This window comes from Micromonospora echinofusca (assembly GCF_900091445.1).
GTDB lineage: Bacteria > Actinomycetota > Actinomycetes > Mycobacteriales > Micromonosporaceae > Micromonospora > Micromonospora echinofusca.
Genome location: NZ_LT607733.1, coordinates 2777490 through 2795062, shown reverse-complemented (window position 1 = coordinate 2795062; position 17573 = coordinate 2777490). Strand labels below are relative to the sequence as shown.

The following is a 17573-nucleotide window of genomic DNA, read 5'->3' as shown; positions in this document are numbered from 1 at the left end:
GGCTTGCCGCGCCCCGGGTACGAGGGCGTGCGAGGCGGCCGGGTCGACAGCTACGGGCGCGCGCCGGGCCTGCCGGGCGCCGGCAACGCCCGCACGTCCAGCTTCCCGCTCGGCGTACGGGGCAGCTCGTCGAGGCACACCACGGCGCCGGGCAGCAGGTAGTCGGGCAGCGTCTCGCGGAGCTGGTCGCGCAGCTCGCGGGCGGTGGGCCCGGGCGGCTCGCTGGGCACGACGTACGCCACCAGGCGCCCGGCGGCCCCGCCGAGGGGCACCACCGCCGCCCGGCGCACCCTGGCGCAGCGGCGTACCGCCTGTTCCACCTCGCCCAGCTCGACGCGGTGGCCCCGGATCTTGACCTGGCCGTCCCGGCGGCCGTGGAACTCCACCAGACCGTCGGGGTGCCGGGTCACCAGGTCGCCCGTGCGGTAGCACCGGCCGTCGGGGTGCCCGGTCGGGAACTGCTGGTCGGTCAGCGCGGCGTCGTCGCGGTAGCCCCGGGCGAGCCCCGCCCCGAAGATCAGCAGCTCCCCCTCGACGCCCGGGGCGACCGGGCGCAGGTCGGCGTCGACAACGGCGACGCGGGCGTTGTCGATCGGCCGGCCGATCGGCACGGTGGCGGTGTCCGGGCGCGCGGCCGGGTCGGTCGGCACCTCGAAGGTGAGCGCGCCGACGGTCGTCTCGGTCGGGCCGTAGTGGTTGACCATCCGCACGTCCGACAGCTCGCGGACCTGGTCCACCAGCTCCCAGCGGCACACCTCGCCGCCGACGACCAGCAGGCGGCGGGGCAGGACCCGCTCCTGCGCCTCGTCGAGCAGCGCCGCCAGGTGCGACGGGGTGATCTTCAGGACGTCGATGCCGTGCTCGTCCTGGTAGTCGGCGAAGTCGTCGGGATCCGTCGCGGTCTCCGTCGGCACCAGGTGGACGGTGTCGCCGCCGATGAGGGCCGGGAAGACCGCCGTGTGCCCGAGATCCGTCGCGAGGCTGGTCACCGAGGCGAAGCGCAGTTGCCCGCCGTGGTCGCGCTCCGCGGCGGCCAGTCGGGCCACGAAGGCCGCGTAGTTGGCCAGGGCCGCGTGCGGGATCTCGACGACCTTGGGTACGCCGGTGGAGCCGGAGGTGAACACGGTGTAGGCGAGCTGGTCGGCGGCCACCGCCAGCGGACCGCGCAGCGCCCCGGCGTGCTCCGCCGCCGCCCCGGCGGCGATCCAGCCGGCCAGGTCCACGGGGAGCACCACCTGCCCGGGCACCGGCGGGTCGTCGCGATCCGTCACCACGACGGCAGCCCCGCAGCCGCGCAGCTGGCTCTCGATCCGGGCCGGGGGCTGGTTGGCCTCCACGCAGGCGTAGCCGGCCCCGGCGTGCAACGCCGCCAGGCACGCCACCAGTTGGGCCGCGCCGCGGGGCGCCAGGACGGCCACCGGGGCCCCCGCGCCGTGGCCACGCAACACGTCGGCGAGGCCGGCGACGGCGTGCCGCAGCTGCGCGTAGGTCAGTGCGGCGTCCGCGCCGACGACGGCCGTCCGGTCACCGGCACGTCCCGTGGCGTCCCAGATCAGCGCGGGTACCGCCCGGTCGGGGTCCCACCCGGCCGGCCGCGCGGACACCTCGGCATCGGCAGGCATGGCAGGTCCCTTCCTTCGACGGCGGCGGGGCGCCCGTACGACCGTCGGGTCGCACGGCACGGGCATCCGGTGGCAGCGATCGTGACACCGGGGGCCGGGTCGCGACAACACCTGATCCGGCGCGCGAACCCCTATCGTCGCGGCCCCTCGACCGCCGACCGGCCCCTGTGGATCAGACCGCCACCATGCAGTTGTCGGAGCTGCTCTCGCGGCCCCGGGCGCTGACGATGCCGGCGGAGCCGTCGCCGTAGTAGCGACAGAACAGGCCCGCCGGGCGCCCGCCGAACAGCAGCGGCCCGATCACCGGGGCGACCTCGGCGTCGTGCGGTTCGTCGGCGCCGTCGGCGACCAGCGCGACCCGGCACGTGCGGGGCGCCACGAAGTCCTGCACCACGCTGGTGCCGTCGGCGGCCTCGGTGACCGCCGACTCCCACGTCGCCTGGTCGACCTCGCCGCCGATGACCACCTGCTTGCCGCTCTCGCCCAGGCCCGCCTTGAGCACCAGCAGGTCGCGGTTGGCCAGGACGAACGGGAGCAGCTCGACCTCGCGGCCCGCGCGGGTGGTCCTGCGGTCCGAGAGGATCCGCGTCCACGGCACGTACTGGTCGACGAGGCTGCGCTCGGCGGCGCTCATCCACGGCCGGCCCTCCGACAGCAGCCCCATGGTGAGCTTGCTGTGCATGAAGGTCGACGTCTGGGTCCCCACGAGCAGGCAGCCGTTGTCGAGCGCGTCCTGCACGTAGCTGGTGTCGAGGCCGGCGTCGAGCCAGTCCGGGATGGTGAAGTTGCGCAGCCCGACCGGATAGCGCAGGTGGGGCGGGCAGTCCCACGCCTGCGGCAGCTCCTCCGGCTCGAAGAACCGCGCGGTCAGGCCGTGGTTGTTGAGGTAGTCGGCCTCCAGCTGGAAGTAGCGCGACTGCACGCCGTAGACCCGGGCGCTGCCGACGATGGCGATCCGTGGCGCCGCCGCCAGCTCGGCGCTGAGCGACCGGTACATCTCGGCGCGTACGGCGAACGGGTCCGGGGAGGTGAACGGGGTCCGGCCCTCGGCGTCGGCGTGCAGCCTGCGCCACACCTCGAGGCGGCAGTGCGTCTCCACCACGCCGCCGAGCGCGCCGCTGACGTTGAACTCCAGGAACTGCGGCCCCTGCGGCCCGATGACGACGTCCGGCCGGACGACGGAGTCCGGGTAGCGCTCCTCGACGAACGCGTCCCGGACGAAGAGCTGGTGCTCGCTCTGCGGCATGCGGTAGGCCGCCAGCCGGCCCTCGGTGGTGGGGGCCGTCTCCAGGGCGGTGCGGCGGAGCAGGCCGACCAGCGCGGCGGCCACCCGGAAGAGCTGGGCGTACGACGCACGCGGGACGGCGATGGGCGCCGCGGGCAGCAGCCGCTGGTAGGGCCAGCCCGTGTCGCGCAGCTCGTGACGCAGCATCTCGCGGATCGTCTCCGCCGGCGCGGCCGGCCTGAGCTGGTGGGAGCCGAACCAGGGGTGTCCGGTCGACGCCGCACCGCGGACGTCCTCGCGCACGGTCATCTGACGCTCCCCGCAGTCGCACGTCGGGCCGACCGGCGGAAACGTGCTCGCCGCGGGCCGGTGTCTTCCGAAACGAAGATCGACATAGACTAACATTCACGTCCGACGGGGACCGCGCCGGTTCGTCCACACCCGACACGGGGAGAGCTGTCGATGACACTGCGTCATGTGCAGGGCAACGAGTACCGCGAGGAGCACGGCGGGGACTACGAGGACTTCGAGCCCGGCATGGTGATCCGGCACTGGCCGGGCCGCACCATCTCCGAGACCGACAACACCTGGCTGACCCTGCTCACCATGAACCAGCACCCGCTGCACTTCGACGAGCACTACGGCGCCGGCAGCGAGTACGGGCGGGTGCTCGTCAACAGCGGGATCACCCTGTGCCTGGTCGGCGGCATGACCGTGCAGGCCCTGTCGGCGCGGGCGGTGGCGAACCTGGGCTGGGACAAGGTCCGCCTGCGCGAGCCGGTGTTCGTCGGGGACACCTTGTACGCCACCAGCCGCATCCTCGACAAGCGCCTGAGCCGCTCCCGGCCCGGTCAGGGCATCGTCACGGTGGAGACGACGGGCACGAAGTCCACCGGCGAGACGGTCATCGTCTTCGAGCGTTCCTTCATGGTCCGCTGCCGGGAGAGCGCCTCCTGACCTACGCCACGGGCGTCGCCCCCTCGTGCAGCGCCACGGCGGCGGCGGTGTCCTCGATGGCCATCCCGACCGTACGCAGGACGGAGGTCCGCCCGTCGGCGCGGACCTCGCCGCCGACCAGCGTGCCCAGCTCGCGCAGGTCGTCCACGCCGATCAGCCCGGCGGCCAGGGCGGCCCGCACCTCGCCGGCGCCCTCCAGCGCCGCGCTCCGGTCCTCGACGACCGCCAGGGCGTCGGCCAGGAGGGCCGGGTCGAGTTCGATCGCGTCCGGGTGGGTGCCGCCGATGACGTTGACGTGCGCCCCGGGCGCCACCCAGTCCGCCTCGACCAGTGGGGTGTTGTCGCTGGTGGACGTCGCGGTGCAGATGATCGCCGCGTCCGCGACGGCGGCCTTGGCGCTGTCGCAGACGCTCGCGTGCACCGGGTGGGGCACCGCGTCGCGCACCCAGTCGGCGAACCGCTCGGCCCGCTGCCGGGTGCGCGAGAACACCCGTACGCTGCGGATCCGGCGCACCGCCGCCACCGCGCTCACCAGGGCCCGCGCCTGCACCCCCGCGCCGATGACCGCGAGGTCCTCGGCGTCCTCGGCGGCGCACCAGCGGGTCGCCAGGGCGGCGACCGCACCGGTGCGGACGGCGGTCAGCTCGGCGCCGTCCAGCAGGGCCGTGATCTGCCCGGTGGTCAGGTCGGTCAGGGCGACGACCCCGTGGATCAGCGGCAGACCGCGTGCGGGGTTGTCGGGGGTCAGCGTGGTGATCTTGACACTGCCCACCCCGCGCCGCTCCCAGACCGCCGGGCTGACCAGCAGGACCCGCTGGGGGCCGTGTTCGATGACGGTACGTGCCGGGGAGTCGGTCCGACCGGCCGCCAGATCCACGAACATCTCGCCGAGGGCGTCGATCACCCGCACCAGCTGGGACGTGCCCGCCATCTGCGCGGCGTCGACCGTGACCGGCCCGGTCATCCGGCAGCCCCGCCGGTGTCGAACCGGGCGGCCCAGGCGTCCTCGCGCGCCACGGTGGCGCGGGCCATCCGGGCGAACGGCGGGCCGACCATGTTGCCGTCCAGCACGGCGATCCCGCCGTTGGCCGCCCGTACGGCCTCGGCCACCCGGCGGGCCAGGCGCAGGTCGTCGACCTGGGGACGCAGCACCCGGTTGATCTCGTCGAGCTCGCTCGGATGCACCGTCGCCTTGCCGTGGAAGCCGAGCGCCCGCACCCGGGCGGTCTCCTGCGCCAGGACGGCCGGTTCGGCGAGCCGGAAGTTGGCGGTGTCGATGCAGGCGGTGCCGTGCCGCGCGCAGGCCAGCGCCATCGCCTGCCGGGCGGCGAGCATCGCCTCCCAGGTGATCTCGACCCCGAGCGTCGCGGCCAGATCGGCCGAGCCGAGCACCAGCCCGTCACTGGCCCCGGCGATCGCGTCGATCTCCGCGACCGCCTCCACCGTCTCCACCGTCACGTAGATCTCCGGATGCGCCTCGGCGGAGGCCAGGATCTGACGCACCAGGGCCACCTCGGCCGCCGACGTCACCATCGTCATCATGACGATGCCGGGTCGCACCGGGGACTCCGTGAGGGCCACCAGGTCCTGCACCGCCGCGACGCTGCCCAGCTGGTTGATGCGGACCGCGACGTTCTCCGGCCGGGGCGCCTTCTCCAGGGCGGCCCGGCAGACGGTGCGGGCGGCCGGCTTCTCGGCCGCCGGTACGGAGTCCTCCAGGTCGATCAGGTGCACGTCCGCGTCGTAGGACCACGCCTTGACGACCCGGTCCAGCGACAGCGCCGGGGTGTAGAGGATGCTGCGCGGGATGGCCCGCGCGGCGCCGGTCACGGGGTCACCGGCTCGGGCCGCGCAGCGGCCGGGCGGGCGCCGGCCTCGACGAGCACGGAGCACAGCCTGGTGATCTGCTCCGCGGTCTGGCCCGCGCGCAGCATGACCCGCAGGCCGGCGGTGCCGCGGGCGACGATCGGGAAGAACACGGGCGAGGTGTAGAACCCTGCCGCGAAGACGCGCTGGGCCGCCTCGACGACTGTCTCGTCGCTCATCGGCACGACCCGGATCGGGTACGTGCTGCCGGACTGCTCGGTGGCGAGCAGCGAGTCGAACAGCGCGATGTTGGACCGCAGCCGCCCCTGCAACCGGGTCAGCTCCTCGGTGCGGTGGATCTCGGCCGAGGCGAGCGCGGCGCCCACCGCGGCGGCGTTCATCTTCTGCGAGTAGCCCAGCGGCCCCGCGAAGCGCTCGACGATGCGCCGCGTCTCCTGCGGGAAGCCGTCGAGCAGGATGGCCGTGCCGCCCGCCCCGAAGCCCTTGCTCAGGGTCGCGACGGTGATGGTCCGGTCGTCGCGCACCGGGCAGTGCGAGCGGACGTAGCCGATGCCGCGCTCGCCGTACGCCGACAGCGAGTGCGAGTCGTCGTAGAAGACCAGCATGTTGTACTTGTCCTGCAAGACGGCCAGCTCCTCGACGGGCGCGTAGCCGCCGAGGCTGTCCGAGCCGTCCACGACGTAGCAGACGCGCTCGTAGGTGCGGCACATGTCCTCGAGGTAGTCGAGGTCGTGGTGCCGGCAGGTGACGACCTCGGTCTCGTCGGCGCAGTTCGGCTTGGCGTTGGCCATCGAGACGTGCGCGTTCTTGTCGAAGACCATCAGCGGGCGGGTGCCGTTGCCGAGGTGCCCCGACGCGATCAGCGGCAGCAGGCCGGTGCTGGCCGCCGCCGTGGAGATCGCACTGATCACCATCGCGTCGAACAGCTCGCCCAGCGACTCCTCCAGCTCCAGCAGCACCGACGTCTGCACCCGGGTACGCGGGATGCAGTGGTCCAGTACGCCGAAGCGGCGCAGCGCGGCGACGGCCCCGTCGATCACCTTCGGGTGGGTGTCCAGGTCCAGGTAGGAGCAGACGGTGAAGTTGACGAACTCGTGGCCGTCGGCCATCCGGAACACGCCGTCGGAGAGGTCGCCGACGATGCCGGCGACCCCGTGCTCCTCGGACATGTTCCAGAAGGTGTTCCCCACACCGATGAGCTTGTCGTTGTTGCGGTAGCGGTGGGTGGGGGTGATGGTCTTGCGCTCGCTCATCAGGAGTTCACCTCGGTGGGCTTGTAGCTGTAGACACCCTTGACCCTCCGGTAGGCGTACGTGTACAGCGCGACGCCGAGCGCGTGCGGCCTGCGGAGGATCTTCTTCGACTTCAGCCAGAAATTGACGTTGATGTTCATCTCGTCCAGCGACTCGGCCTGGTGCCACCAGCCGAGCGGCAGGTAGAGCATGTGACCCGGTTCGAGGACGAAGTCGCGACGCTGGGCGAGCTTGGGCGCCAGCCGCGGGAACCGCGCCAGGTCGACGTTGTCCAGGTCGAACACCTGGGACTTGTCCCCGAACCCGCGCAGCACGGAGCGCGGGTAGTACTCGCGGGAGCCGGGCGGGGCGATGATGAAACGCTTGCGGCCCTCCAGCGCGATGTTGAAGTTCTCGAACTCGTCGAAGTGGTTCTTGGTGAACACGCCGCGGTGGCTGATCCACAGGTTCGCCGCGTACAGCGAGTCGCCGTAGCCGAAGAACTTCTCCGCGTCGAAGCCGATGACGGCGTTCACGTCCGCCGGGCTGTTGCGGATGTTCGACACCACCCGGTGCCACGTGCCCGCGGTGGTGAGGTGGCGCTCGTCGGCGAAGAAGTCGCGCAGCTTGATGTCGCGGGTCTCCCAGCGCCCCGGGTGGTTCTTGTCGCCCGGCTCGGTGAACAGGGTGACGGTCATCTCGGCCAGCCGGCTCGCCACGCCGTCGCGGCCGAGCCCCTGCACGTCGGGCGGCAGCGCGATCACCACGGGCACGTCGGCCTTGAACAGGCCGCCGGGGCCCACGGCCATGAACTCGTCGAACGTCATGCGGGCCACGGGGACACCCGCCGACCCGTTCGCACTGGACACTGCGTCCGAAACTCCCATGTCGCCTTTCCTCGCTGCTGAGGGCCGCGGTGCGCGGCCGGTCACGTGACGGCCCTGCGCGCGCTCAACTCCGCCACCACGTCGACGATCAGGTCCTCCTGGCCGGCGATGGCCTGCCGCCGGCCGAGCTCGAAGAACACGTCGCGCGCGTCGACGCCGGCGCGGCCGGACAGCTCGACCACCCGGTGCTTGAAGCCCGAGAAGACCCCGGCCAGACCGCTCACGATGGACATCGAGGCGGTCACCGGAGGGGCGGGCATGAGTTCGCGCTCCGCCAGGTCGGCGGCGTCGAGGAGCGCGTACAGGTCGATGCCCGTGGCGAAGCCGCTGCGCTCCAGCACGGGCACGAGCACCTCGAGCTGGGTGTTGCCGGCACCGGCCCCGAAGCCCCGCGCGCAACCGTCGATGATCCCGGCGCCGGCCTGCGCCGCGGCCACCGAGTTGGCCACGGCCATGCCGAGGTTGTCGTGGCCGTGGAAGATCACCGGCGTGTCGACCGCCGCGGCGATCGCACCGATCCGCTCGGTCACGTCGGCGGGCAGGAAGTGACCCGCCGAGTCCATGATCCCGACCGCCTGCGCGCCGTAGCCGACGGCCCGCGCGGCATGCTCGGCCAGCTCGCCGGGGGACGCCATGTGGCTCATCATCAGCACGCAGTGCGCCTCGGCGCCGGCTTCGCGCAGGACGTCGAGGTGCCGCTCGGCGAGCGACGTCTCGGTGGCGTGCACACCGATGCGTACGACGTCGGCGCCGTGGCCGATCGCGCGCCGCAGGTCGTCGGAGGTGCCCCAGCCCGGCAGCATGAACACGCCCATCCGGCTGTGTCGCAGCGCCTCGCGGACCGTCGAGAGCATCTCGTCGTCGCTCACCGCGGCCTGCCCGACCTGCAACGACGACGCGCCCAGGCCGTTGCCGTGGCCGACCTCCACCACCGGGATCCGCGCCGTGTCCGCCGCCTCGGCGTACCGGCGCAGGGCGACGGCCCCGAGCTGGTGGCGTACCGCGTGCTGGCCGTCGCGCAGCGTCGGGTCGTGGATCACGACGTCGCTCATCGGAGCGCCTCCGTCCGGGCCGCCCGGCCCCGCCGGGCCGCGTGCTGCTCGGCGACCAGGATGGCGGCCGAGTTGATGATGTCGAGGTTGCCGGCGTACCGGGGCAGGACGTCGCTGTGGGCGGTGACCTGCAGGGCGACCGTCACCCGGTCGTCGACGACGGTGCAGGCGGTCACGGCGTAGCCGGGGGCGAACGAGCGCACCTGCTCGGCCACCGGTTCCACCGCCGCGCGCACCGCTTCGACGTCGGCGCCGGGGATCCGCGCGTGCACGGCCGTCCGGAAGGTCGCCGGCGGCACCGCCGGGCTGATGTTGAGGATCGCCTTGACGTCGGGCACGCCCGAGAACGTCGTGACGGCGTGCCGGGTGGTCGCCACGTACTCGTCGAGGTTCAACCGCGTGCCGCGGCCGGCGACGTCGCTGGCCACCGTCGAGACGACCTCGATGTAGCTCACCGGGAAACGGGCCGCGAGCGCGTGCGCGACCGGGATGGACGCCTGGCCGCCGCAGCTGATGAGGTTGACGTTGCGCCCGGTCGTCGCTTCCACCCCGGTCACGGTCGGCACCACCATCTGGCCCACCCGGCTGGGCGTCAGGTCGACCACCAGCGTGCCCAGCGGCTCCAGCAGCGACCAGTGGCGCAGGTGGGAGGCCGCGTTGGTGGCGTCGAACACCACGTCGAACCCGGTCTCCGCCGCCAGTACGGCGTCGATCCCGGCGGCCGTGACGGGGTAGCCGAACCGCTCGGCGTGCCGCAGGCCCGCCGAGTCCGGGTTGCGCCCGGCCACCAGGCGGCAGTCGAGCAGCGGGGATCGGTGGATCTTGCTGATCAGGTCCTGGCCGATCGCCCCGGTGCCGACGACGGCGACGGTGGCGGGCCCGAGGACGCCGACCTCGGCGTCGGTCACGTCCGGTGCGAGACTCAAGGCGTGCCTCCAGGGCGCCGGAGCCAGCCGGTCCGCGGCCGCCGGGCGGGGGCGCGGCGGGTCGCGGGGCTCGCGGTGCCCGGGTCGTAGGTTCTCATGTGCGTCGTCCTCACCATGTCGATGTGCGCCGGCCCGGCGGAACCTCGCGCCGGCGGCACGTGACCGGGTGCGTGGGGCCGGCGTCCCGGTGCCGCCGTGCGCGTGTCGGCCTCGGGCCCGCACGCCCGGTCGGCCCGCGCGACGCCACCGCGGCGCGGCCAGCCTCGCGGCGTCGCGGTCGGTGGGTCGTCGGCAGACGAATAGGCCGGAGTGCGTCGGCACACGTCGTGACCGGGAGTCGTTCGGCGGTTTCCGTCGGGCCGGAACTGTCGCGTCGTCGAGCAACAATCGGACATATAGCTTGATCTCAGAAGTCTCGACGTAATAACCGAAGAAGCCCCCGTCTACATGCACGACAAACAATGGGGCCTCTGCGACTCCCGTCAGCCGCAGCGATCCGCCGCATCGAAGCTATCAGATGGTCACGCCGGGTGGACCTGACTGATGGGTCACTCTCGCGACAGTCCACGCTGGAGTGCTGGTCGTCACAGAACCCTTCCCCGGTAGCGGGTGCCGCGATGTCGACCCTTCGTGCACCCGTGCTCCGGTGCGGCTTCGGACAGTTCGTCCGTCCTGCTCTTTTCGCGAACAGCACCGTCCCCGGTTGTCGCGCAAGCGCCCGCAGCCGCATCGGCGGTACTGCGGCGTCGACTCCGCCACGACCATTTGCGACCATCTTCGTCAGCACCACCTGCCGGCATTTCCCGACGGTCCGCCCGATTGTCGGCGGCGGTGGATCGGCGGATGGAAAGGGCATCCGACTAAACGTCGACCCACGCCCGTCGGCGGAGCCCGATCCGCGGCAGATGCCCGTCGCCGCCGCGCTCCCGCCGGCCCCGCCCGAGCGGAACCGGACGCACCACCCGCCCCGAGAGGACACACCATGACGACCACCCGGCCGCCCGCAGTGGACAGGTCACCCCTGGGCCGCGCGTACGTCGAGCACCTCGCCCGCAGCGCGTCGGCGGAGGACCCGACCGCCGCCGCCCGGGAATCGGCCACCCTCGAGCCCTACCGGGACCGGTTCATGAGTGGCCCCGCCTTCCTCGGTACGGCCGAGAGCCGAGCCGTCGCCCGGGACCTGCGCACGGTCTACGACCTGCTGCGCGCCCTGCCGGAGCGGGTGTTCGACGGCGACCTCACCGCGCTGGCGCGGGCCGTCGGCATGGATCCGCGCCAGACGGCGCTGATCACGCGCGGCGCCCGGGCCGGCTCGCTGGTTCCGCTGGGCCGCGCCGACCTCTACCACGACGGCGCGGGCTTCCGCCTGCTCGAGTTCAACATCACCAGTGCGCTCGGCGGCTTCGAGAGCGCCGACATCAACCGGGCGATGCTGGCGTACCCGCCGCTGCGGCAGTTCGCCGACGAGCACCGGTTGGGGTACCGGGACACGCTGGGCTGCATCGTGCGGACGATGTACGCCGAGTGCGCCGCGATGATCCCCGCCGACCGGCCGCCCGTCGTCGCCGTGGTCGACACGATCGAGAACTTCCCGATCGTCGGGAGCCGGCTCGATGTGCTCGCCGAGATGCTCGCCGGACACGGGGTCGAGGCGATCGGCTGCCACCTCGGCCAGTTCACGTACCTGCAGGGCCGGCCCACGGTGGCGGGCCGCGCCGTCGACGTGGTCCTGCGGTACTTCCTGCCCGAGGATCTGGCCGACCCGGCGGTGACAGCCCAGGTGGAGCCGCTGATGGTCGCCGTGGAGCAGGAGAAGGTCGGCCTGCTCAGCCGCCTGGACGCCGAACTGTACGGCAACAAGGGCACCCTGGCCATGCTCTCCGACGACCGGCACCGGGGCCTGTTCGACGCCGACGAGCTGGCCTGCCTCGACCGGCTCCTGCCGTGGACCCGGCACGTGCGCCCGCGCGGCACCGATCCCGAGGGGGCCGAGGTCGACCTGCTCGCGTACGCCCGGGCCCGGCAGGACGAGCTGATCCTCAAGCCGACGCTGCTGCACGGCGGCAACGGCGTGCTGGCCGGCTGGACGGTGAGCGACCACGAGTGGCGGGCCCGGCTCGACGCCGCGGTCGACGGCCCGTTCGTGCTGCAACGCCGGGTCCGGCCCGCCGCCGAACCGTTCCCCGACGGCGCCGGCGGGGTGCGGGAGCTCTACCTCAACTGGGGGGTCTATCTGGCCGACCGGGATATCGTCGACGAGGACGGGTACGCCGGCTGCCTCGTGCGCGGCAGCACCGATCCGGGCGTAGGCGTGGTCAGCATGGCCGGCGGCGCGCGGATCGGCTGCACCTTCCACGGCGGCTGAGCGCCCCGGCGCGAAGGGCCGGCACGCGCGGGCGTCGAGCGCCCGCGCGTGCCGGCCGGCAGTACGCGGTGGCTCAGACAGCCGCGCCGGAGCGCACCCGGGCGATCCAGGCCTCGACGTCGTCGGCGGTACGCGGCATGGCCGCCGACAGGTTCTCGTGGCCGTCCTCGGTGACCAGCACGTTGTCCTCGATACGCACGCCGATGCCGCGGAACGCCTCCGGCGCCAGCAGGTCGTCGGCCTTGAAGTAGAGGCCGGGCTCGACGGTGAGGATCATCCCGGGCTTGAGCTCGCCGTCCATGTAGTCCTGGCGCAGCAGCATCTGGCAGTCGTGCACGTCCATGCCGAGGTGGTGGGACGTGCCGTGGACCATCCAGCGCCGGTGCCAGCCGCCCTGCTCGCGGTCCAGGGTCTGCTCGAGGGTCACCCCCTGCGGCAGCAGGCCCCACTCGTGCAGCCGTCGGGCGATGACCACGTTCGCGGCGGCGTGGATGTCGCTGAACTTGTTGCCCGGCCTCACCGCCGCCAGGCCGGCCTCCTGCGCCTCCAGGACCGCCTCGTAAATCTTGCGCTGCACGTCGGTGAAGCGGCCGGTCACCGGCAGGGTACGCGTGATGTCGGCCGTGTAGAGGGAGTCGACCTCGACGCCGGCGTCCACCAGGATGAGGTCGCCCTCGCGGACCGGCCCGGTGTTCTTCGTCCAGTGAATCGTGTTGGCGTGGTCGCCGGAGGCGCAGATCGTCTCGTAGCCGATCCCGTTGCCGTCGTGGCGGGCGTACAGGCCGAAGAGGCCCTCGACCCACCGCTCGCCGCGCTCCTTGCCGACGGCCTCGGGCAGCCCGGCGATGATCGCTTCGAAGCCCCGGTGGGTGGCGGCGATCGCCTTGCGCATCTCGCCCACCTCCCACTCGTCCTTGCACAGTCGCATCCCCGACAGGTGGCGGGCCAGCTCCTCGTCCGCCTCGTGCTGCTGCGTGACCGACGCGGGCGTCTCCGCCTGGGCCCGGGTCTCGTCGACGAGCCGGGCCAGCTCGCCGTCGGCCCCCCGCACGACACGCACCACGGTCGCGCCGGCGTCCTTGGCCAGGACGTCCGGGAGCGAGTCGATGTGCCGGGTGCCGAGGCCGAGGCGCTGCTCCAGCTCGCGCATGGTGGGGCGGGGCCCGACCCAGAACTCGCCGAACCGGGAGTCGGCGAAGAACTCCTCGCTGTCGCGCGGGGCCAGCGGCCGGAAGAACAGGATGGCCTCGTGGCCGTCGGGCTTCGGGTCCAGCACCAGGACGCTGTCGGGCTCGGTGTCGAATCCGAGGCCGGTCAGCCAGGCGAAGGCCGTGTGCGGACGGAACGTGTAGTCGGTGTCGTTGCTGCGCACCTTGAGGCCGCCGGCGGGGATGATGAGGCGCTCGCCCGGGAACCGCCGTGACAAGGCCGCCCGGCGACGGGCCGCGTGGTCGGCGACCTCCGCGCGCGGGACAGGTGCCGCATCCGGACTGGCCCAACCGGAGGCGATGAAAGCGCGAAATTCGTCGCTCGTCGGGGTGTTGCGGTGGCTGGCTTTCACCTGCTCGTCGCTTGTCATGGTCGATATCCTGCCACGCGGCGCGAAGCGTCGGCAAAGCCGCCGTAACCCCTCACCGCGCCCCCGGAGGCGCCCGCCGGCACGGTCGTCACCGCGGCACGTCCCGCGCGGGCGCGGGTATCGACGTTTGTGTCGGCGGCACGGGCCGAGGCATTTTTGACGAAACGCCACAATCGATCGATGCCTTGACATCCGTTGTAACCTTTCCGCAGCCGTTCGATCGGCCTGCCAAGCGCGCTGGTGAAAGCCGCCGTTTCCGCTTTGTTTGATGATCCGACCGTCCGATCTGGTCGCCAACTCACGGAAAGCGAAGTGCCCATGCAATTGTCTGCGTCGAATTCTGCGACAGAACAGGTTACCGGCCGTGGTTCGCGTCGTCGCCTCGGGCGGATCGCCGTCGCGGCGGCCGTCGGTGTGGCGCTCGTGGGCGGGGCCGGCGCCGGGGCTGCCGCCGTCGCGCCCGCGCCGGAGCCCGCCGCCCCGGCGAGCGTGGGCGTGCAGGCCGTACGCCAGGGCAACGTCACGGTCGACGGCGCCACCCTGCGCTACACCGTGACCGGCAGCGGCTCGCCGCTGGTGCTGCTGCACGGGTGGCCGCAGACGTCGTGGTCGTGGCACGAGGTGCTGCCCACCCTTGCCCGGCAGCACACCGTGATCACGTTCGACCTGCCCGGCCTGGGTGCCTCCGCCGTCCCGGCCGGCGGCTACGACAAGGCGACCACGGCGCGACGGATCCGCCAGGCGGTCAACCAACTCGGCTTCACCCGGGTGGCCCTGATCGGTCACGACCTCGGTGCGATGGTCGCCTACAACTACGCCCGCGACTTTCCCACGGAGGTCAGCCGGATCGGCGTCGTCGAAAGCCCGCTGCCGGGCTTCGGGCTGGAGGACTTCTACGGCGTCAGCTGGCACTTCCTCTTCAACGCCTCGCCCGCGCCCATCCCGGAGCGCATCATGGACAACGAGGACGTCCCGACCTATCTCGGAATGCTCTTCGACCGCACGCAGCATCCGGAGGCGATCGACCGCAGCGTCTACTACCGCGCGTATTCCGACCCGGCGAGGCGGACGGCGGGATACGAGTACTACCGGGCGATGAAGGCCGACGCCGCCGACAACCAGGCCCAGGCGCAGGCGAAGCGCCTGACCATGCCGGTGCTGGCCATGGGGGCCGAGGCCGTCTTCGGGCCGGCCGTCGCCGCCTCCTTCCAGCAGGTGGCCGCCGACGTCCGTACCGTCGTCGCCCCCGACACCGGCCACTGGATCCCCGAGGAGAACCCCGCCTTCTTCAGCGCCTGCGCGTTGCTGTTCTTCGGACCCGCCACCGGCACCCCGGCGAGCCCCGACCTCACCGGCTGCGCCCCCTGACCGGAGCCCGTCCACGCGTACCGCGAGGGCGACCCGGGGCGGGCGGTGGCGACACCGCCCGCCCCGGTCGCTTCCCGCCGCGCTCCGCGTCGCGGTCCGCCCGCCCGCGGCGTCGCGGCCGCGGGTGCCGCTTCGCCACGGCGTTCCGGGCCGTGGTCGGCCAGGGGCGGGTCGCGGCCGGCGAGTGGGTCGCGGTGCACGGCTGCGGCGGGGTGGGGCTCTCCGCCGTGATGATCGCGGTGGCGTGCGGGGCCCGGATGGTGGCGGTCGACATCGCCCCGGCGCGCTCGAACTGGCCGCTGGGGACGGGGGCACGGCCCCGACCCGGGCCGCCCGCCGGGGTCAGCCGTCCTCGTAGCCGAGGTCCATCACGTCGGTCCGGCCCGACCAGCGCAGTTCGAGGCGCCAGCAGCCGGCCTGCGGCATGTCCACGGTCGACGGGCCCGGGCCGCCGGCGACCTCCCGGGTCACCCGGGTTCCGGTGCCGTCCAGGGTGGCAGTGATCCGCAGGGGATCCGCCGTGGCCACGGCGGGGGGTGTCGTGGTGGGGCGGGCGACCCAGAGGATCTTGTTGTTCGTCCCGTTCCTCCTGACCGTCGTCAGCGGCTGCCCGAACAGGATCGCCACGATCTCGCCGCTCGCGCCGAGGACGTGCGGCATCCGGGTACTCCCGCTGAACCCGGCGTCCGCCCAGTCGGGCAGCGGCCCCGTCTGCACCCGGGAGCCGCAGCCGGGGGGCGCAGCCGACGCCGCGCCCGTCGGCGCCGTGCGATCCGGGGAGGCGGCCGGCGCGGCCGGCCGCCCCGCCGTCGTACACCCCGCCAACAACAGCACCATTGCCAGCGACACCCCGCGTCCTGCACCCATCCCATGCCTCCCGACGTCCCACTCGTGTGTGCACAGTCAGGACACCGGCCGGCTCCCCGTGGTTCCCGGCGCAGGCCACGGGATCGGCTCGCCGAATCCGCTCCCGGACCGGCACAGGACGATCACTCCTACGGTCCGTTCCATGAACCGGGACCAATGTGCCGGATCCTCGACGGCCGGCGGGGCAAAACGCGCCCTAACCCAGCGAGCGGGCGATCTCGAGCGCCTCGGGCCTGGTGAGGTCGCCCTCCAGCCGGTAGCTCACGCCGGCCTCCTGCCAGATCAGGGTCGACGCGGCGAGGCGCGCGGTCTGAACCCGGACGGCGCCGTCGCGGTCCACGTAGGACACGGCGTGCGGGGCGTCGATCCAGACGGCGAAGTCGCCGTTCACCTGCACCCAGGTGGCTCCCGGCGCGGTGGTCTCCTTGTGGAAGACCAGGTCGAGACGGCCGTCGAAGGCGTCGAGGCGCAGCGCGCCCCCGCGGTAGAGCAGGGTCGCCACGCGGTGGAAGCCCTCGCCGTCCGGGTCGGCGACCAGCACCCGCTCGGGCGGGCCCAGCATCTTCGGCGTACGGATGGGAAAGCGCACCCCGCGCTGCGCCTCGGCCACGGGCACGGGCCGCTGCGCCGGCAGCGGCGAGGCGGCGCCCGTGGGAGGCGTCGGCTCGGGGCTGGCGGCGACGGTGATGCCGGCGAAGCGCAGCAGCCCGGCGGCGGCGTCGGCGACGGCGGCGCGGCCCGGCGGCAGCACCGCCACGACCGCGACGGCGAGCGCCCCGGCGAGCAGGTGGCGCCAGCGACGTCGCCTCGGCGCTGGCGCGGCGAGGCGGGCGCGCACCCGGGCGGTCACGTCGGGCGGCTCGGGCGTCTCGAGCCAGGCGGACAGGTCCCTCAGTTCGCGTTCGAGGTCATCCACGGCGCACCTCCGCCACGTCGAGCAGGCCGCGAAGCTTCGCCAGCGCCCGGGAGGTGCGCGACTTCACCGTGCCGCGCGGCCAGCCCAGCATCGCCACGGTCTCGTCCTCGCTGAGATCGAGGAAGAACCGGCACACGATCACCTCGCGGTCCTTGACCGGCAGCAGGCGCAGGGCCCGGACCAACGCGGCGCGCCGCTCCCCCGCTAGGACGGTCTCGACGGCGGCGTCCTCGCCGACGTCCGTACGCGGGTCCGCCGCGGCCGCGCGCAGGGCGAGACCGTCGCGCCGGCTGCGCGACCGGTGCAGGTTGCGGGTCTCGTTGGCCACGATCGCCAACAGCCAGGCCCGGAACGACGACTCGCCCCGGTAGCGGGAGATCTTGCGATGGCCCTTCACGAACGCCTCCTGGATGACGTCCTCCGCGTCCGGACCCGCGCCGAGCAGCACCGCCGTGCGGTGTGCGGCGGTGCTGTGCCGGGCGACCAGGAGCTCGTACGCCGTCAGGTCGCCCGTCCGGGCGCGGGTGACCAGGTCTTCGTCGTTCAGGGGTACCTCCGGTGGGGACGCCTTCATGACACCGCCCGCGCCCTGCGGGTTCCGCCTCGGCGACCGCGCGCTGCCGGACGTCATCGGCCCGATGATGCCGGGCCCCGTGCGCACCCCGCCGGCCCTTGCGGCGGACGGCGTCGGCCCCGGTGTGCTGTAGCAAACCTTCTTGACGATTCATCGATGTGTAGCTAAGTTTCAGC

At 73.1% G+C, this 17573-nt stretch carries 16 protein-coding genes; 4 read left to right on the top strand and 12 right to left on the bottom strand.

Annotated features, from left to right (window positions below):
- Positions 1-50: 50 nt before the first annotated feature.
- Together GA0070610_RS12300 and GA0070610_RS12295 are read right to left on the bottom strand one after the other, a co-directional pair.
- Entirely contained in the window at positions 51-1622 is a 1572-nt protein-coding gene (locus GA0070610_RS12300) for an amino acid adenylation domain-containing protein (RefSeq protein WP_157747129.1), read from the bottom strand.
- Positions 1623-1794: 172 nt separating this feature from the next.
- Entirely contained in the window at positions 1795-3156 is a 1362-nt protein-coding gene (locus GA0070610_RS12295; protein ID WP_089000158.1) for a hypothetical protein, read from the bottom strand.
- A 153-nt stretch (positions 3157-3309) separates the two neighbouring features.
- On the opposite strand from GA0070610_RS12295, the gene GA0070610_RS12290 reads away from it, so the two are divergent.
- Positions 3310-3804: a MaoC family dehydratase gene (locus tag GA0070610_RS12290; protein WP_089000157.1), complete on the top strand. Its 495-nt coding sequence runs from the start codon at positions 3310-3312 to the stop codon at positions 3802-3804.
- 1 nt (position 3805) lies between these two features.
- Here GA0070610_RS12290 and GA0070610_RS12285 read toward each other — a convergent pair whose 3' ends face one another.
- From GA0070610_RS12285 to GA0070610_RS12260, 6 genes are all read right to left on the bottom strand, one after another.
- Entirely contained in the window at positions 3806-4768 is a 963-nt protein-coding gene (locus tag GA0070610_RS12285; RefSeq protein ID WP_089000156.1) for an ornithine cyclodeaminase family protein, read from the bottom strand.
- On the bottom strand, positions 4765-5634 hold the full coding sequence (locus GA0070610_RS12280) for an HpcH/HpaI aldolase/citrate lyase family protein (protein WP_089000155.1): 870 nt from the start codon (positions 5632-5634) through the stop codon (positions 4765-4767). The genes GA0070610_RS12285 and GA0070610_RS12280 overlap by 4 nt, the downstream gene beginning before the upstream one ends.
- Positions 5631-6884 carry an 8-amino-7-oxononanoate synthase family protein gene (locus tag GA0070610_RS12275; protein ID WP_089000154.1) on the bottom strand — a complete coding sequence of 418 codons (1254 nt, stop codon included), beginning with the start codon at positions 6882-6884 and terminating at the stop codon, positions 5631-5633. The genes GA0070610_RS12280 and GA0070610_RS12275 overlap by 4 nt, the downstream gene beginning before the upstream one ends.
- A complete protein-coding gene (locus GA0070610_RS12270; protein WP_089000153.1) occupies positions 6884-7690 on the bottom strand; it encodes a cupin-like domain-containing protein in 807 nt (268 codons plus the stop codon). The genes GA0070610_RS12275 and GA0070610_RS12270 overlap by 1 nt, the downstream gene beginning before the upstream one ends.
- Positions 7691-7791: 101 nt before the next feature.
- Entirely contained in the window at positions 7792-8802 is a 1011-nt protein-coding gene (gene dmpG / locus GA0070610_RS12265) for a 4-hydroxy-2-oxovalerate aldolase (protein ID WP_089000152.1), read from the bottom strand.
- Entirely contained in the window at positions 8799-9728 is a 930-nt protein-coding gene (locus GA0070610_RS12260) for an acetaldehyde dehydrogenase (acetylating) (RefSeq protein ID WP_089000151.1), read from the bottom strand. The genes dmpG and GA0070610_RS12260 overlap by 4 nt, the downstream gene beginning before the upstream one ends.
- A gap of 982 nt (positions 9729-10710) precedes the next feature.
- Between GA0070610_RS12260 and GA0070610_RS12255 the strand changes: the two genes are divergently transcribed.
- Positions 10711-12093, top strand: a complete 1383-nt coding sequence (locus tag GA0070610_RS12255; RefSeq protein ID WP_089000150.1) for a hypothetical protein — start codon at positions 10711-10713, stop codon at positions 12091-12093.
- Positions 12094-12166: 73 nt separating this feature from the next.
- Here the strand turns inward: GA0070610_RS12255 and GA0070610_RS12250 are convergent, their stop codons facing one another.
- Positions 12167-13672, bottom strand: coding sequence for an aminopeptidase P family protein (locus GA0070610_RS12250; RefSeq protein ID WP_089000149.1), 1506 nt, complete (start codon positions 13670-13672; stop codon positions 12167-12169).
- Positions 13673-14095: 423 nt separating this feature from the next.
- Here GA0070610_RS12250 and GA0070610_RS12245 point away from each other — a divergent pair, with 423 nt between their 5' ends.
- On the top strand, positions 14096-15040 hold the full coding sequence (locus GA0070610_RS12245) for an alpha/beta fold hydrolase (protein WP_231926090.1): 945 nt from the start codon (positions 14096-14098) through the stop codon (positions 15038-15040).
- A gap of 342 nt (positions 15041-15382) precedes the next feature.
- Here the strand turns inward: GA0070610_RS12245 and GA0070610_RS31385 are convergent, their stop codons facing one another.
- From GA0070610_RS31385 to GA0070610_RS12230, 3 genes are all read right to left on the bottom strand, one after another.
- Positions 15383-15700 (bottom strand): hypothetical protein, encoded by a 318-nt coding sequence (locus GA0070610_RS31385; RefSeq protein ID WP_231926089.1) that lies wholly within the window; start codon positions 15698-15700, stop codon positions 15383-15385.
- Between the two features lie 403 nt (positions 15701-16103).
- Positions 16104-16823, bottom strand: a complete 720-nt coding sequence (locus GA0070610_RS12235) for a hypothetical protein (RefSeq protein ID WP_089000146.1) — start codon at positions 16821-16823, stop codon at positions 16104-16106.
- Positions 16816-17397, bottom strand: coding sequence for an RNA polymerase sigma factor (locus tag GA0070610_RS12230; protein ID WP_157747128.1), 582 nt, complete (start codon positions 17395-17397; stop codon positions 16816-16818). Before GA0070610_RS12230 ends, GA0070610_RS12235 begins: the two co-directional genes overlap by 8 nt.
- On the opposite strand from GA0070610_RS12230, the gene GA0070610_RS31680 reads away from it, so the two are divergent.
- Positions 17396-17530, top strand: a complete 135-nt coding sequence (locus GA0070610_RS31680; protein ID WP_269458873.1) for a hypothetical protein — start codon at positions 17396-17398, stop codon at positions 17528-17530. The two genes, GA0070610_RS12230 and GA0070610_RS31680, sit on opposite strands and share 2 nt — an antisense overlap.
- The last annotated feature ends 43 nt before the right edge of the window (positions 17531-17573 follow it).

What these genes read in the sequence shown, in the direction of transcription:
- GA0070610_RS12230 (WP_157747128.1), bottom strand. Translation starts at nt 17,397, where the DNA reads ATGAAGGCGTCCCCACCGGAGGTACCCCTGAACGACGAAGACCTGGTC.
- GA0070610_RS12300 (WP_157747129.1), bottom strand. Translation starts at nt 1,622, where the DNA reads ATGCCTGCCGATGCCGAGGTGTCCGCGCGGCCGGCCGGGTGGGACCCC.
- GA0070610_RS12255 (WP_089000150.1), top strand. Translation starts at nt 10,711, where the DNA reads ATGACGACCACCCGGCCGCCCGCAGTGGACAGGTCACCCCTGGGCCGC.
- dmpG (WP_089000152.1), bottom strand. Translation starts at nt 8,802, where the DNA reads ATGAGCGACGTCGTGATCCACGACCCGACGCTGCGCGACGGCCAGCAC.
- GA0070610_RS31385 (WP_231926089.1), bottom strand. Translation starts at nt 15,700, where the DNA reads ATGCCGCACGTCCTCGGCGCGAGCGGCGAGATCGTGGCGATCCTGTTC.
- GA0070610_RS31680 (WP_269458873.1), top strand. Translation starts at nt 17,396, where the DNA reads ATGACACCGCCCGCGCCCTGCGGGTTCCGCCTCGGCGACCGCGCGCTG.
- GA0070610_RS12270 (WP_089000153.1), bottom strand. Translation starts at nt 7,690, where the DNA reads ATGACGTTCGACGAGTTCATGGCCGTGGGCCCCGGCGGCCTGTTCAAG.
- GA0070610_RS12290 (WP_089000157.1), top strand. Translation starts at nt 3,310, where the DNA reads ATGACACTGCGTCATGTGCAGGGCAACGAGTACCGCGAGGAGCACGGC.
- GA0070610_RS12275 (WP_089000154.1), bottom strand. Translation starts at nt 6,884, where the DNA reads ATGAGCGAGCGCAAGACCATCACCCCCACCCACCGCTACCGCAACAAC.
- GA0070610_RS12285 (WP_089000156.1), bottom strand. Translation starts at nt 4,768, where the DNA reads ATGACCGGGCCGGTCACGGTCGACGCCGCGCAGATGGCGGGCACGTCC.
- GA0070610_RS12295 (WP_089000158.1), bottom strand. Translation starts at nt 3,156, where the DNA reads ATGACCGTGCGCGAGGACGTCCGCGGTGCGGCGTCGACCGGACACCCC.
- GA0070610_RS12250 (WP_089000149.1), bottom strand. Translation starts at nt 13,672, where the DNA reads ATGACAAGCGACGAGCAGGTGAAAGCCAGCCACCGCAACACCCCGACG.